Genomic DNA, 15,689 nt, shown 5'->3' with positions numbered 1-15,689 from the left:
AAGGTACCGCTACCGCCCGCGCAGACGTCGTACGAGGATGCTCGCGTCCCCCCGCGATTCGAGGTCCGCGAGGACGACCGCGACGGCCTCGCGCACGATGCGCCCGCGGTCCACGGCGAGCCCGTGCTCGCCGCGCAGCACGAGGCGCGCGTGCTCCAGGTCCATCAGCTCCTCGGCGGAGACGTACACGGTGATCTTCTCGTCGTGCCGCTCGCGTCCGCTGGGGCGCCGGTTGGCGGCCCGGCCGCGGCGGCGCGTCTGCGTGGTGGCGGCGCCGCTCGCGGACTTGGCCCCGGTGCCAGAACCTTCCTGCGCGGAGCGGCGTCCGCCGCGCTTGCCGCCGTCGCCCTCGGCGCGGCCGCGGGGCGCGGCCGCCGGCTCGGCGCCGTCCGCCGGGTGCTCGCCGGACTCGGCCTCGCCCTGCGCGTCGGCGGGGGCGTGCGACTCCTCCGCCGCGGCCTCGTCGCTCTCGCCCGCGGGGGCGGGCACCCGCGCCTCGCCGTTGGTCTGGCGCCGCGGGCTGGACGGCTGGAGCGCCATCCCCCCTGTCGTACGGAACAGTTCGTCGGCTCCGGGCAGACTCACTCGGCGTGACACCGGGCGAGCACCTCCCTGGCGAGCTGGCGATAGGCGGCCGCGCCCACCGAGTTCGAGGCGTACGTCGTGATCGGCTCACCGGCGACCGTGGTCTCCGGGAAGCGCACGGTCCGCCCGATCACCGTGTGGTAGACGTGGTCGTCGAAGGCCTCGACCACGCGGGCGAGGACCTCGCGGCTGTGCACCGTGCGCGAGTCGTACATCGTCGCGAGGATGCCGTCGAGCTCCAGGTCGGGGTTGAGCCGCTCCTGGACCTTCTCGATGGTCTCGGTGAGCAGCGCCACGCCGCGCAGCGCGAAGAACTCGCACTCCAGCGGGACGATGACCTTGTGGGCGGCGGTCAGCGCGTTGACCGTGAGCAGGCCGAGCGAGGGCTGGCAGTCGATCACGATGTAGTCGTAGTCGGCCATCAGGGGCTTGAGCGCGCGCTGGAGCGTGGACTCGCGCGCGACCTCGCTGACGAGCTGCACCTCGGCGGCGGAGAGGTCGATGTTGCTGGGCAGCAGGTCCATGTTGGGGACCGCGGTCTTCAGCAGGACCTCGTCGGCGGACATGCCCCGCTCCATGAGCAGGTTGTAGACCGTGAGGTCGAGCTCCATCGGGTTCACCCCGAGGCCGACCGAGAGCGCGCCCTGCGGGTCGAAGTCGACGAGCAGGACCCGGCGGCCGTACTCGGCGAGCGCGGCGCCCAGGTTGATGGTCGACGTGGTCTTGCCGACGCCGCCCTTCTGGTTGCACATCGCGATGATCTTCGCGGGACCGTGGTCGGTCAGCGGGCCCGGGATCGGGAAGTACGGCAGCGGGCGCCCGGTGGGGCCGATGCGCTCGCGGCGCTGGCGGGCAGCGTCGGGGGCGAGCGTGGCCGCGTACTCGGGGTCGGGCTCGTACTCCGCGTCGGGGTCGTAGAAATGACCCTGGGGCAGTTCCTCGTAGTCGGCGAGGGGGGTAGGGGTGGTGTTGTCGCCACTCCGGTCGCCGGCCATGGCGTTCACGTGTTGGCCATCCATGATCTGGGGTGCTGACTGTGTCGGCTGCGGACTCTGGCGGGCTTCGAAGGTGCGGACAGCGACGGAGCCGACACCTTGGAGCCCGACGGGGCCCTGGCCCCTTCCAGGCATTCCTGGTTGACCACCCCCGGGAGCAAATGTCGACTCATTCACAAGTCGTCTTACCTCCTTGGTGACCAGGAAATTTCTAGATAGGTCAGCGTGGCACCATGCCGACGGTTGGCGACTCTATGGCGTGTCACCGCTCCGCAGCAACACAATCCGCCGGACCCGGCCCGATGTGTCGGCAACCGAACACCCCGGTGTCAAGGGCGTGTGGTGGGTCGCGCACACGTTTCCGGGGTGGGCGAAACGGTTAAAGGGTTACGTTCACGGCGAGTTGACCGTGTCCGCGCCGAACCGCCGACGGCCGGACCCCTCGCAAGGTCCGGCCGTCGGCGTGAGATTGACGACTTTTGTTGACGTTCTTGCCGTTCGTCGTCGGTCGCGGCGTCAGCCGAGCAGCGAGTCCAGCTCGACGTGCTCGTAGCCGTGCGCCTCGGCGACCTCCTTGTAAACGACCTTGCCGTCGTGGGTGTTGAGGCCGAGGGCGAGCGCGGGGTCGCGGCGCAGGGCCTCGACCCAGCCGCGGTTGGCCAGCTCCACGATGTAGGGCAGCGTGGCGTTGGTCAGCGCGTAGGTGGAGGTGTTGGGCACCGCGCCGGGCATGTTGGCGACGCAGTAGAAGACCGACTCGTGCACCGGGAAGGTCGGCTCGGCGTGGGTGGTCGGACGGGAGTCCTCGAAGCAGCCGCCCTGGTCGATCGCGATGTCGACAAGGACACTGCCCGGCTTCATGCGCGAGACCAGCTCGTTGGTGACCAGCTTCGGGGCCTTGGCGCCCGGGATGAGGACGGCGCCGATGACCAGGTCCGCCTCCAGGCAGGCCTTCTCCAGCTCGAAGGAGTTGGAGACGACGGTCTGGATCTTCGTGCCGAAGATTTTGTCGGCCTCGCGGAGCTTGTTGATGTCCTTGTCGAGCAGGGTCACGTGGAAGCCCATGCCGATGGCGATCTGCGCGGCGTTCCAGCCGGAGACGCCGCCGCCGATGACCACGGCCTTGCCCGCGGCCACGCCCGGGACGCCGCCCGGCAGGACGCCGCGGCCGCCGTTGGCGCGCATCAGCTGGTAGGCGCCGACCTGCGGGGCCAGGCGGCCCGCGACCTCGGACATCGGGGCGAGCAGCGGCAGCGCGCGGCTGGGCAGCTCCACCGTCTCGTACGCGATGGCGGTGGTGCCGGACTCCAGGAGGGCGTCCGTGCACTCCTTGGAGGCGGCCAGGTGCAGGTAGGTGAAGAGCGTCTGGTCCTTGCGGAGGCGGTGGTACTCCTCCGCGATGGGCTCCTTGACCTTCAGGAGCAGGTCGGCCGAGGCCCAGACCTCGTCGGCGGTCTCCAGGATCTCGGCACCGGCCGCGACGTACTCGTCGTCCGTGATCGAGGAGCCGACACCGGCGTTCCGCTCGATGACGACCTGGTGGCCGTGGCGCACCAGCTCGTGCACACCGGCGGGGGTGATGGCCACCCGGAACTCGTTGTTCTTGACCTCGCGGGGGATGCCGACCTTCACGTCGATCACGGTCCTTGGCTCAGAGGGGGATATGGGGCAAAGCAGTACAGACCGGTACGCACTGAGCGCATCGGAAGACACCACGTGAGAACGCGGCGGAGCCATTCTAATTAAGGATTTCTCGCTGTCTAGCCTTCCAAAGCATCAATCCCGGCCGGATGCACTACGGATTTCGTAGGCGGAAGGGCCTGCTTCATCGGGGTGGTCCAGCCCCGCGACCTCGGCACTTCCGCCGGAACCGGCACGTCCAGGGGACCCGTCGCGCCCGCCGGGCCCCACGGATCCCGTACGCGGTTCCCCTCCCAGGATGCGCTCGGCGGCGGCGCGGTGCAGCCGGGCGGCGGCCGGGTCGCCGAGCCGGTCCTGGGTGTCCGCGAGGCGCACCTGGAGCGCCGCGAGCAGCCGCGTGTCCTCCGCCCGCCGCGCCCACTCCAGCGCCTCCTGGCAGGTGCGCAGGCTCTCCTCGGGCCGCCCCGCGTACTCCTGCACCCGCGCCATCTCGCTCAGCGCCCGCGCCCGGCTCGGCACGTCACCGGTCTTGCGGTACCCGGCGGCGGCGGAACTCCAGTTGCGCAGCGCCTCCCCGTAGCGGCCCGCGTAGGTGTGCACGGTGGCGATGCGGCCGTGCAGCCGGGCGGCGTCGGCGCGCTCGCCGCGGGCCTGGCGGTGGGCGAGTGCCCGCCCGTACCAGTCGGCGGCCCGCTGGAAGTCGCCCAGCTCCTGGTGGGCGCCGCCCACGGATTCCATCGCGCGGCCCGTCGCGTACGGGTCCTGGGCGGCCCGGGCGCAGTCCAGGGCCGCCCGGTAGCGGGCCAGGGCGTCGTGGGTGCGGCCCGTGCGGGCGTCCAGGTCCCCGAGGTTGAGCAGCGCGGCGGCCTGCTCGCGCGGCAGGTCGCGGCGCTCGGCGACGTCGAGGACGAGCTGGTGGATGCCGTACAGCTCCGCGGCGGCGCCCTCGGTGCCGCGGTGTGCCACCAGGGCGCGGGCCAGGGCCGACATCAGGCGCCGGGCGAGCGTGTCCAGCTCCCCGTCGGCGACCGCGAGCCGGGCGGCGGCCAGCAGCGCGGGCTGCCGGATCCGCAGCCACTCGGCGGCGGCGCGCGGGGTCGGGAAGCGCAGGGCGCGGGGCAGCCCGGCGAGCCGCTTGCGCGCGGCGGAGTCGGCGGGTTCGGTGACGGCGCGGCAGGACTGGAGCAGCCGCACGGTCCGCTCCAGCATCCGGGCGCGCGCCAACTGCACCTCCCCGGGCCGGTCCTGGGTCTGCGTCAGCTCCTTGAGCAGCGGCACCAGGCAGCCCGGCACCTCGTACTGCGGCAGGGCCGAGGCCACCGACCGCAGCAGGCCGAGCGCGACGAGGTCGTCGAGCGTGGCGTGCGCGGCGGACACCGAGCAGCCCGCGAGCGCGGACGCCGTGTGCGGGTCGACGTACCCGGCGGGGGCGAGGCTGAGCAGCCGCAGTATCCGCGCGGCGGGGGCGGGGAGCCCGGTGTAGGCGTGCCGGAAGACGCGGGCGAGGCCGGTGTCCGGCCCGCCCGGGGCGTCGGTGCCGCTCTCGGGGTGCTCGCGGACCTGCTTGGCGAGGTCGGCGACGGCGGCCTTGGGCCGGGCGGCGAGCCAGCCCCCAGCCAGGACGAGCGCCGCCGGGTGCCCGCCGCAGGCCTCGACCAGGCTCTCCGCGGAGCGCGGGTCGACGGTGATGCGCACCGAACCGGCGCTGCGGGCCAGCAGGTCGAGGGCGGCCTTGGTGTCCAGGCCGCCCAGGGTGCAGGGCCGCACGTCGGGGATGCCGGTGAGCGGGCCGCCGGACACCGCGACGGCCAGGCAGTCGGGGGCGTCCGGGAGCAGCGGGTCGACCTGCTCGGCGCCGAGGGAGCCGTCCCCGGCGGCCACGTCGTCCAGGATCAGCAGGGCGCGCCGGTCGGCGAGCGCGGTGCGCAGGATCGCGGACAGGTCGTCCTCGTCGGCCCCGGCGGGGGCGGGCACGCCGAGCGCGTCGAGGAGTTCGCGGGCGGTGCGCTCGGTGGGCACGGGGGTGCCGTCGGGGTCGGTGAGCCGGGCGCGCAGGACGCCGTCGGGGTAGTCGCCCTGGATCTGCCGGGCCAGCTCCTCGGCGAGCGCGGTGCGCCCGGAGCCGGGGCGGCCCGCGATCAGCAGGACGCGGGCGCGGGGTGCCTTGCGGCCCGCGAGGGTGTCGAGCCCGGCGCGGTCGATGTCGGCCCGGAGTTCCTTCAACTCCCGGTGGCGGCCCACGAATTGGCCCGGGCCCGGGTCGGCCGCCGCGCTCGGGGGCGGCGGGGCGGCGCCGCTCGCCGCCCCGTCCGTGTCGAGGGCCTGATCCGTCACGGGTACCGCTCCCGTCCGCCTGCGCACGAGCCCGCCGGGACTCCGGTCGGGACGCTTTCAGAGCCTAGTTCAGGCCCGGCCGCCTTCCCGGCCGTACGCCGCGCACAAGTCGCCCGATCGGATCAGGAGATGGTCACACCAGCGCGCGGCGCGACCCCCGCCGAGGGCGTGAACGGCTCCGCTCAGGCCGTGAACGGCCGCGCGGGCCACGGCGCCTCGGCCGGGCGCAGCGCGTCCAGGCCCTCGCCCCGGAGCGCGGCCGTGAGCGACAGGACGCCCACGACCAGGCAGTTGTTGTGCAGCTCCCCGGCGAGGACACCGCGTACCAGGTCGTCCAGGGGAACCCGCGCGATCTCCATGTCGGCTTCCTCCTCCTCGACCTCGAAGCGCTCGCCCTCGGCCTCGGCGAGGTCCCGGGCGAGGAAGATCCGCACGGCCTCGTCGCAGCCGCCCGGCGTGGTGTAGACGTCGGTGAGCACCCGCCAGTCCTCGGCCTTGATGTGCGCCTCCTCGTACAGCTCGCGCTGCGCGGCGTGCAGGGGGTTCTCACCGGGCACGTCGAGCAGGCCCGCAGGGATCTCCCAGAGCTTGTGGCGCACGGGGTGGCGGTACTGGCGCACCAGGACGACCCGGCCGTCGTCGTCGAGGGCGAGGACGGCGACGGAGCCGGGGTGCACCTGGTAGTCGCGGCGGGACACCGAGCCGTCGGGCATGACGACGTCGTCGGTGCGCACGGAGGTCTTGTTCCCGACGAACGGCGTGGCCGTCGCCGTGACCTGCCACTCCTCCGCGGTGTCCTTGATCGTCATGTCGTCCTGTCCTCCCACACGCGCATACGAAAGCCGGGGTGCGCGCCCCCGTGAGGGCGGCACCCCGGCAACCGTATCGCTCTTGGACTACTTGCCCGTCTTGCGCTGCACGGCGGCCTTCACCAGGCCCGCGAACAGCGGGTGCGGGCGGGTCGGGCGGGAGCGCAGCTCGGGGTGCGCCTGGGTGGCGACCAGGTAGGGGTGCACCTCGCGCGGGTACTCGACGTACTCGACGAGCTTGCCGTCCGGGGAGGTGCCGGAGAACTGGATGCCCGCCTTCTTCTCCAGGTCGGCGCGGTAGGCGTTGTTGACCTCGTAGCGGTGGCGGTGGCGCTCCTCGACGTACTCCTTGCCGTCGTACACCTCGCGCACGATGGAGCCCTCGGCGAGCTTGGCCGGATACATGCCAAGGCGCATGGTGCCGCCCATGTCGCCCTCGCCCGCGACGATGTCCATCTGCTCGGCCATGGTGGAGATGACCGGGTGGGAGGTGGCGGCGTCGAACTCGGTGGAGTTGGCGTCGGGGATGTCCGCGAGGTTGCGGGCGGCCTCGATGACCACGCACTGCAGGCCCAGGCAGAGGCCGAGCAGCGGGATCTTGTTCTCGCGGGCGTAGGTGATCGCGCCGACCTTGCCGGTGACGCCGCGGTCGCCGAAGCCGCCGGGGATGCAGATCGCGTCGACGTCGGCGAGCTGCTTCTTGGCGCCCGCCGGGGTCTTGCAGTCGTCGGAGGTGACCCACTTGACCTTGACGCGCGCCTTGTTGGCGAAGCCGCCCGCGCGCAGCGCCTCGGTGACCGACAGATAGGCGTCGGGCAGGTCGATGTACTTGCCGACGAGCGCGACGGTGACCTCGTGGTCGGGGTTGTGGACGCGGTCGAGCAGGTCGTCCCAGGTCGTCCAGTCCACGTCGCGGAAGGGCAGGTCGAGCTTGCGCACGACGTAGGCGTCCAGGCCCTCGGTGTGCAGCACCTTCGGGATGTCGTAGATCGACTTGGCGTCGATGGCGGCGACCACGGCGGCCTCGTCGACGTCGCACATCAGCGAGATCTTGCGCTTGATGGCGGTGGGCACGTCGCGGTCGGCGCGCAGCACGATCGCGTCGGGCTGGATGCCGATGTTGCGCAGGGCGGCGACGGAGTGCTGGGTCGGCTTGGTCTTCAGCTCGCCGGACGGGCCGATGTAGGGCAGCAGCGAGATGTGGACCACGAAGACGTTGTCCCGGCCGACCTCGTGGCGGACCTGGCGGACGGTCTCCAGGAACGGAAGGGACTCGATGTCGCCGACCGTGCCGCCGACCTCGGTGATGACGACGTCGACGTCGTCGGTGGCCATGCGGCGGATGCGGTGCTTGATCTCGTTGGTGATGTGCGGGATGACCTGGACGGTGTCGCCCAGGTACTCGCCGCGCCGCTCCTTGGCGATGACCTGCGAGTAGACCTGGCCGGTGGTGACGTTGGCCGAGCCGTCGAGGTCGACGTCGAGGAAGCGCTCGTAGTGCCCGATGTCCAGGTCGGTCTCGGCGCCGTCGTTGGTGACGAACACCTCGCCGTGCTGGAAGGGGTTCATGGTGCCCGGGTCCACGTTCAGGTACGGGTCGAGCTTCTGCATCGTGACCCTGAGGCCCCGGGCCTTGAGGAGCGCACCCAGGCTGGAGGCCGTCAGACCCTTGCCGAGCGAGGAGGCGACACCCCCTGTGACGAAGATGTGCTTGGTCGTCGTGGATGTGGGTGGCATGGCCAAGAGGGGGCTCCCGTGCGTCGCGGTCTGGGGTGCGTACCGGCGCCTCCCGGCGGTTCGGGGGGAGGTGCCGTCGCTGCGGTTCGGGGGTTCGATGACCACCGGCTCACGGGCTACCAGGGTATCAGCGACGGGAGGGGGCCGCTTCCGGCCACGTCTTGACACGCGCCTTCACGTCACGTACATGATCTCCACTCCGCGCACACGTCGGTCACGCGGTGTCATCGCGGAACGGTCCCCTCGCGGTCCCGAACTCGTTCGGCCTAACCGGGTTGCCCGGACGAGGCGACAATCCCCGGGTATGCCGATGTATCTTGCTCGGACACTCACTGCCGAGCCGAGTACGCGGGTGGAACCATCCCCCGTCGGCTTTCTGGACATCGCCGGAAACATCCGGGCCCGGCAGTTCGTTTCAAACGTTTTGAGCGAACCCTTGACCGTAGGACGAGCGCCCTTGAGCGGGCGAACGTGGCCGTTTGAATGGGGATGCACGTGGCCGGGCGCATCGAGGATTACGCACTCATCGGAGACATGCAGACCGCGGCGCTGGTCTGCCGGAACGGCACGGTCGACTGGCTGTGTCTGCCCCGCTTCGACTCCCACGCCGTCTTCGCCGGTCTGCTCGGCACCGAGGAGCACGGCTTCTGGCGCCTGGGCCCCGCCCACGCGCCGGGCGCCGAGCCCCCGGCGGCGACCCGGCGCACGTACCGGGGCGACTCGCTGATCCTGGAGTCCGAGTGGGACACCCCGCGCGGCACGGTCCGGGTCACCGACTTCATGCCGCCGCGCGACACGGACGCCCCGCAGCTGGTGCGGATCGTGGAGGGCGTCAGCGGCCGGGTGCCGATGCGCTCGGCGCTGCGGATGCGGTTCAGCTACGGGCGCGTGGTGCCGTGGGTGCACAAGGTCGACGGGCGCACGGTGGCCGTCGCCGGACCCGACTCGGTCTGGCTCGACACCCCCGCCGAGACCTTCGGCAAGAACCTCACGACGTACTCGGACTTCACCGTCGCCCCCGGCGACCGCATCGCCTTCACCCTGTCCTGGCAGCCCTCGCACAAGCAGCCGCCCGCCCACCCCGAGCCGGAGTCCGCGCTCACCGCGACCGAGGAGTTCTGGCGCGAGTGGGTCGAGCAGTGCACGTACCACGGGCCCTACCGCGAGGCCGTGGTCCGCTCCCTGATCACGCTGAAGGCCCTGACGTACGCGCCCACCGGCGGCATCGTCGCGGCCCCCACCACCTCGCTGCCCGAGGACATCGGCGGCTCCCGCAACTGGGACTACCGCTTCACCTGGCTGCGCGACGCCGCCATCACGCTCTCCTCGCTGCTGCGCACCGGCTACCGCGAGGAGGCCCGCGCCTGGCGCGAGTGGCTGCTGCGCGCGGTCGCGGGCGACCCGGAGAACCTCCAGATCATGTACGGCATCGCGGGCGAGCGCGAGCTGGGCGAGGCGGAGCTGGACTGGCTTCCGGGGTACGAGAACTCGGCCCCCGTACGGGTGGGCAACGGCGCCGCCCACCAGCTCCAGCTCGACGTCTACGGCGAGGTAACCGAGGCCCTGCACCTCGCCCACATGACCGGCCTCGCCCGCAACGACTACGCCTCGCTGCTCCAGCTCAAGCTGATCCGCTACCTGGAGACCCACTGGGACCAGCCGGACGAGGGCATCTGGGAGGTGCGCGGCCCGCGCCGCCACTTCGTGCACTCCAAGGTGATGGCCTGGGTCGCCGTCGACCGCACCATCAAGCTCATCGAGTCCGGCGACGCCGACGGCCCCCTGGACCGCTGGCGCGACCTGCGCGACGACATCCACCGGGACGTCTGCGAGAAGGGCTACGACAAGGGGCGGAACACGTTCACGCAGTCGTACGGCTCCAAGGAGCTGGACGCCTCGCTGCTGCTGATCCCGCAGGTGGGCTTCCTGCCCCCGGACGACAAGCGCGTCATCGGCACCATCGAGGCCATCCAGCGCGAGCTGTCCACGCCCGACGGCTTCATCCTGCGCTACCCGACCTCCGGTGACGACGCGGGCGTGGACGGCCTGGAGGGCGACGAGGGCGCGTTCCTCGCCTGCTCGTTCTGGCTGGCCGACGACCTCGCGATGATCGGCCGCGTGGACGAGGCCCGCAAGCTCTTCGAGAAGCTGCTCGCCCTCCGCAACGACCTCGGTCTGCTCGCCGAGGAGTGGGACCCGCGGCTGCAGCGCCAGGTGGGCAACTTCCCGCAGGCGTTCAGCCACGTCCCGCTCATCGACACCGCGCTGCGGCTCACGGCCTCCGGCGCCTACGGCGGGTAATCGGTCCTGCGGTGCCCCGGCCCCCTTCCGGGGCCCCGTCGGCGGCCGGGTCCCGGCCGCCAGGACACCGGTACGGCGACTTCGCGCCAACCTCCGTCCACCGCGGTACAACCGGAATGGGATCTTCCGTTCGAATGCGGTCGGGTAGCGTCCGCCCCATGGACAGTCAGGACACCCAGGGCGGCATCACCGTACAGCGGGCGCTGGAGCTCCCGGGCCTGCGCGGCGGGCTCCCGGAGGTCGTCGCGGGCGCCGACCGGCTCCAGCGGACCGTGCGCTGGGTGCACGCGGGCGAGGTGCCGAACATCGCCTCCCTCCTCAAGGGCGGCGAACTGCTCCTGACCACCGGCCTCGGCCTCGGCGCCCGCCCCGCCGAACAGCGCGCCTTCGTCCGCGACCTCGCCGCGCGCGGCATCGCCGCCCTGGTCGTCGAGCTGGGTCCGCGCTTCTCCCGGCTGCCCGCCGCCCTCGTGGACACCGCGCGCACCGCCGGACTCCCCCTGGTGCAGCTGCACCGCGAGGTGCCGTTCGTCGCGGTCACCGAAGAGGTCCACACCGAGATCGTCAACGGCCACTACGCCCTCCTGCGCCGCGCCGACGAAATCCACCGGCGCTGCACCCAGGCCCTCCTCACCGGCGGCGGCGTGCCCCAGGTCCTGGCCGTCCTCGCCGAGTTCAGCGGCAACCCGGTGTTCCTGGAGACCGCCGAGGGCCGCCTGCTGTACGGGGCCGGGGCCGACGGCGCCTGCGCGGACCCGCTCCAGGTGTGGGAGGGCCTGCGCGGACGCCCGTCCGACCGGGACGAGCCGCCCGCGGGCACGGTCCTGGTCGACGTGCCCGGCGGCGGCCCCGGCACGGGAGCGGTACGGGCCCGGCTCGTGCTGCTCGCCGTGGAGTCACCGCTGCTGCCGGTCCACCGAACGGCGGCCGAGCGGGCGGCGAGCAGCCTCGCGGTGGTCCTGATGCAGGCCCGCCAGGAGGAGGAGTTGGCGGCCCGCGGCCGCGGCGACTTCCTCACCGACCTCGCCGAGGGCCGCATCACCGCCGACGACGCCCCCGCCCAGGCCCGCGTCCTCGGCTTCAAACCGGGCGCGAGCCCGCTGCTCCCCGTCGTGATGCGGCTCGCCGACGCGGCGGCCGGGCCCCCGCCGGGCGGCGGCTGGGCCCAGCTCGCCCGCACGGTCGCCGAGGAGCTGGCGGCGGTGGGCGCCCCCGTGCTGCTCGGTGTGCGCCCCGTGGAAGGGCGGGTTCCGCTGCTGCTCGCGCTGCGCTCGGAGGCGGAGCGCACGGCCGTCGCCGACCGGGTCGCCGCGGCGCTGCGGGCCGGGGTCGAGCGGGCCGGGATGCGGCGGGCGGGCGGACCGCCACCCATCGTGGTCGTCGGCGTCCCGGGCGGCTGGGCCGCGGCCAGCGCCGGGCTGCGGCACGCGGCCGAGACCGCGACGGCCGCCCAGGGCCTGCCGGAACGGCCCTGGTACGACGCCCGGCGTCTCGACATCGACCTGCTGCTCTGGCGGCTGCACAGCCATGACAACACCGCCCTCGCCGCCTTCGTGGACCGCGCCATCGGCCCGCTGCGCGCCCACGACCGGCGCGCCAAGCCCCCGCTGCTGCCCACCCTGGAGACCTACCTGGCGCACGCGGGCCGCAAGGCGGAGACCGCCCGCGAGCTGCACCTGAACCGCCAGACCCTCTACAACCGCCTCGCCCGCATCGGCGAGCTGCTCGGCACGGACCTCGACGACCCCCAGACCGTGCTCGCCCTGAGCCTGGCCCTGCGGGCGCGGCGGCACGTGCCGGTGCGCTAGGCCGTGTGCGCCGCTACAGGGCCCGGGGCTACAAGGCCCGGGGCTACAGGGCCCGGGGCTGCGTCAACTCGTCGTACACGCTGAGGACTTGCGCGACCGTCTCGTCCTCGGTCGGCCAGGTCGCCGCCTGCGCCGTGCCCCGGTCCCGCAGCGCCGCCCGGCGCCCCTCGTCGGGGAGCAGGCCCACCACGGCGTCGGCCAGGGCCCGCGCGTCGCCGTACGGCACCAGCTCGGCGGCGTCGCCGACCAGTTCGGGGACGCCACCGACCGCCGTCGCCACCAGCGGCACCCGGGCGTGCAGCGCCTCCTGGGCGAGCAGCGCCCGCGACTCCCAGCGGCTCGGCAGCACCGCGAGGTCGGCGGCCGCCAGCAGATCGGGCACGTCCTCGCGCCGCCCCACCAGGCGCACCGGCAGGCCCTCCGCGTCGACGCGCGCCTGGAGCGCGGACCGCAGCGCCCCCTCCCCCGCGATCACCAGCAGCGGCGCCGGGTCCAGACGGCTCCACGCGTGCACGGCGTCCAGCAGGACGTCGTACCCCCGGTGGGCCTCCAGGGCGCCGACCGCGAGCAGCAACGGGCGGTCCACCGCACCCAGTTCCGCCCGCAGCTTGTGGCGCGCCCCACCGCCCTCGCCGTCCGCCGTGGGCACCGGGCGGCGCGGCGCGGGCAGCGTCACCGGCGCGAGCCGGGCATCGCGCGCGCCCCGGCTGCGCGCCCGGTCGACGAGGTCGGACGAGGTGCCGAGCACCACGGCGGCGGCCCTGGCGACCCGCCGCTCAAGCAGCCGCACGGCGTGGGCCCGGGCGCCCGAGGCCTGCGCCCGGGTGTGCCAGGTGACCACGAGCGGCACCCGGCGGCCGGTCAGGGCGAGGGCGGTCCGCAGCCCCGCGTGCAGACCGTGCGCGTGCACCAGGTCGGCGTCCGCGCACGCCGCGCGGAGCGAGGCCACCGAGGCCGGGTCGCCACGGCGCGGTACGGCGATGTGGCGGGCGCCGCTGCCCGCGAAGTCGTACACCTGGTCGGCCTCGTCGGGGGCGCACACCGTGACGCGCACGCCCCGCGCCGCGAGCCCCACGGACAGCGACCTGACGTGCGCGCTGCTTCCGGCACTGCCGCCGCCCAGGACTTGCACAGCGTGCAGCGGCGTCTGGCCCTGCGGTGCGGGGCTGCTCACGTGGCTCACGTGGCCGGGGCTCCTGGGTCGGGTCGGCGGCGGGCGGCGCGCCGACGGGTGGGTGGGCGCCGGCTGACGAGGCGGTCGGTCGACCGCCTGTTGCTGCGCCAAGGATGCCAGTCCCTGGGGACCGTCCGGCACTGCCGAAAGGTCCCTTCGGCATCGGGCCGGACAACTTCGCGTACGGGATCACCCACACGGATGAGCGCGGGCGACGCGTGGCGCCGGTCCACGCATCTTCGCAACCCCGGGCCCCACCCGAAAGCCTCCGACACCATTCGGCGCGCCCTCGCTCGCGGACCGCGCCGGGGCCGCCCCTGGCACCCCGCCTTGTCGCCGCTTCGCGGCTCGTCCTCAAACGCCGGACAGGCTGGAAATAGCCCGTCCGGCGTTGATGCAGCGGGGGCCACCCGGCAGGGCCCGGACCCCGGCGTCAGCCTTCGCGCGCCGCCGCCAGCAGTTCCTCCGCGTGGGCCCGCGCGGTCACCGAGTCCTCCTGGCCCGCCAGCATCCGCGACAGCTCCCGCACCCGGGCCTCCCCCTCGAGCACCTGCACCCCGGACCGCGTGACGGACCCGTCGTTGGTCTTCTCGACCAGCAGCTGCCGATCGGCGAACGCCGCCACCTGCGGCAGATGGGTCACGACGACGACCTGCGCGGACTTGGCGAGCTTGGCGAGCCGCCGCCCGATCTCCACCGCGGCCTTGCCGCCGACGCCCGCGTCGACCTCGTCGAAGAGGTACGTGGGCACGGGATCCGTCCCGGCGAAGACGACCTCGACGGCGAGCATCACGCGGGACAGCTCACCGCCGGACGCCCCCTTGGCGATGGGCCGGGGCGGCGCCCCGGGGTGCGGGGCGAGGAGGAGTTCGACCTCGTCGACGCCCGCGGGCCCGTACGCGACCGTACGCCCGTCGATCTCCACGCCGTCGGGGTCGTCGGTCTGCCGGACGTCGATGGTGACGCGGGCGTGCGGCATGGCGAGCGAGGCCAGCTCCTCGGTGACGGCGGCCGCGAAGCGGGAGGCCGCCTCGACCCGGGCCTCGGTCAGGGCGCGGGCCAGCTCGGCGAGTTCGGCGCGCAGCGCGTCCCGCTCGGCGGTCAGCTCGGCGAGCCGGTCGTCGTCGCCGTCGAGTTCGGCGAGCCGGGCCGCGCCCTGCTCGGCCCAGGCGAGGACCGCGCCGACGTCCTCGCCGTACTTGCGGGTGAGCTGGGTGAGCGCGGCGCGGCGCTCCTCGACGGCGGCGAGCCGCAGCGGGTCGGCGTCCAGGTCGTCGGCGTACCCGGCGAGTTCGCCCGCCACGTCGGCGACGAGGATGCCGATCTCGCCGATGCGGTCGGCGAGATCGGCGAGCGCGGGGTCGTGGGAGCGCACGGACTCCAGGGCGCGGTGGGCGCCGCCGACGAGGGTGGTGGCGTCGACGCCCTCGGGGTCCTCGGGGTTGCCCGCGAGCGCGGCGTGCGCGGCCGTGGCGGCGGAGGCGAGCGCCTCGGCGTGGCCCAGGCGCTCGGCCTCGGCGGCGAGTTCCACGTCCTCGCCCGGGCGCGGCTCGACGGCCTCGATCTCCTCCAGGCCGAAGCGCAGCATGTCGGCTTCCTGGGCGCGCTCGCGCGCGCGGGTGGTGATCTCGTCCAGCTCCACGGTGACGGCCCGCAGCCTGCGGTACGCGGCCGTGTACTTCTCCAGGGGCACCGAGACCCGGTCGCCCGCGTACCGGTCGAGGGCGCCGCGCTGCCGGGCGGGCTTGAGCAGGCCCTGCTGGTCGCTCTGCCCGTGGACGGCGACGAGGTCGTCGGCCAGCTCGGCCAGGACGCCGACGGGCACGGACCGGCCGCCGAGGTGGGCGCGGGAGCGGCCCTCGGCCGAGACGGTGCGGCTGATCAGGAGGGCGCCCTCGTCCAGCTCGGCCCCGGCCTCCTCGGCGCGCAGCGCCGCGGACGCGCCCGCGGGCACGGCGACGCGCCCCTCCACGACCGCCGACTTGGCCCCGATCCGCACCAGGGCCGGGTCGGCGCGGCCGCCGAGCAGCAGGCCGAGGCTCGTGACGACCATCGTCTTGCCCGCGCCGGTCTCGCCGGTCACGGCGGTGAAGCCGGGCGACAGCTCGACGACGGCGTCGTCGATGACTCCGAGCGACCGTATCCGCATCTCCTCCAACACGCACCTGACCATACGAGGTTTCCCCCCGGGTCGCGACGTCGCCCCTGCGTTCTCCGGGGAAGCCGCTGCTCGAAGCCCGCTCGGTGCACCCGCGCGGCGTCACCTTTTCGGCTGCGACGCGTTGACCCGGTGGCTCCCCACGGG

10 protein-coding genes are annotated in these 15,689 nt (G+C 73.7%); 2 read left to right on the top strand and 8 right to left on the bottom strand.

What is annotated here, in order from left to right; genetic code table 11:
- Positions 1 to 9: 9 nt before the first annotated feature.
- From ACOBQU_RS30560 to ACOBQU_RS30535, 6 genes are all read right to left on the bottom strand, one after another.
- A complete protein-coding gene (locus ACOBQU_RS30560; RefSeq protein ID WP_423631487.1) occupies positions 10 to 597 on the bottom strand; it encodes a hypothetical protein in 588 nt (195 codons plus the stop codon).
- Positions 582 to 1,715: a ParA family protein gene (locus tag ACOBQU_RS30555; protein ID WP_423631485.1), complete on the bottom strand. Its 1,134-nt coding sequence runs from the start codon at positions 1,713 to 1,715 to the stop codon at positions 582 to 584. The genes ACOBQU_RS30560 and ACOBQU_RS30555 overlap by 16 nt, the downstream gene beginning before the upstream one ends.
- Positions 1,716 to 2,096: 381 nt before the next feature.
- Positions 2,097 to 3,221 carry an alanine dehydrogenase gene (gene ald / locus ACOBQU_RS30550; protein ID WP_423631483.1) on the bottom strand — a complete coding sequence of 375 codons (1,125 nt, stop codon included), beginning with the start codon at positions 3,219 to 3,221 and terminating at the stop codon, positions 2,097 to 2,099.
- Between the two features lie 135 nt (positions 3,222 to 3,356).
- The gene (locus ACOBQU_RS30545) at positions 3,357 to 5,555 is read right to left on the bottom strand and encodes a tetratricopeptide repeat protein (RefSeq protein ID WP_423631481.1); all 2,199 of its coding nucleotides are present in this window, start codon (positions 5,553 to 5,555) and stop codon (positions 3,357 to 3,359) included.
- Between the two features lie 182 nt (positions 5,556 to 5,737).
- Positions 5,738 to 6,364, bottom strand: a complete 627-nt coding sequence (locus ACOBQU_RS30540; protein ID WP_423631479.1) for an NUDIX domain-containing protein — start codon at positions 6,362 to 6,364, stop codon at positions 5,738 to 5,740.
- 87 nt (positions 6,365 to 6,451) lie between these two features.
- A complete protein-coding gene (locus tag ACOBQU_RS30535; RefSeq protein WP_423631477.1) occupies positions 6,452 to 8,101 on the bottom strand; it encodes a CTP synthase in 1,650 nt (549 codons plus the stop codon).
- Between the two features lie 489 nt (positions 8,102 to 8,590).
- Between ACOBQU_RS30535 and ACOBQU_RS30530 the strand changes: the two genes are divergently transcribed.
- Both ACOBQU_RS30530 and ACOBQU_RS30525 read left to right on the top strand, forming a co-directional pair.
- Complete coding sequence (locus ACOBQU_RS30530) at positions 8,591 to 10,402, top strand: glycoside hydrolase family 15 protein (RefSeq protein WP_423634810.1); 1,812 nt, start codon at positions 8,591 to 8,593, stop codon at positions 10,400 to 10,402.
- Between the two features lie 158 nt (positions 10,403 to 10,560).
- Positions 10,561 to 12,210, top strand: a complete 1,650-nt coding sequence (locus tag ACOBQU_RS30525; protein WP_423631475.1) for a PucR family transcriptional regulator — start codon at positions 10,561 to 10,563, stop codon at positions 12,208 to 12,210.
- 43 nt (positions 12,211 to 12,253) lie between these two features.
- Here ACOBQU_RS30525 and ACOBQU_RS30520 read toward each other — a convergent pair whose 3' ends face one another.
- Entirely contained in the window at positions 12,254 to 13,393 is a 1,140-nt protein-coding gene (locus tag ACOBQU_RS30520) for a glycosyltransferase family 4 protein (RefSeq protein ID WP_423631473.1), read from the bottom strand.
- A 424-nt stretch (positions 13,394 to 13,817) separates the two neighbouring features.
- A complete protein-coding gene (gene recN, locus ACOBQU_RS30515) occupies positions 13,818 to 15,557 on the bottom strand; it encodes a DNA repair protein RecN (RefSeq protein ID WP_423631471.1) in 1,740 nt (579 codons plus the stop codon).
- Between the last annotated feature and the right edge of the window lie 132 nt (positions 15,558 to 15,689).

Source organism: Streptomyces sp. G45 (genome assembly GCF_049542095.1).
In the GTDB taxonomy this organism is placed as follows: Bacteria; Actinomycetota; Actinomycetes; order Streptomycetales; family Streptomycetaceae; genus Streptomyces.
The sequence above is the reverse complement of the archived record's forward strand: the minus strand, read 5'-3'. Positions and strand labels throughout refer to the sequence as shown.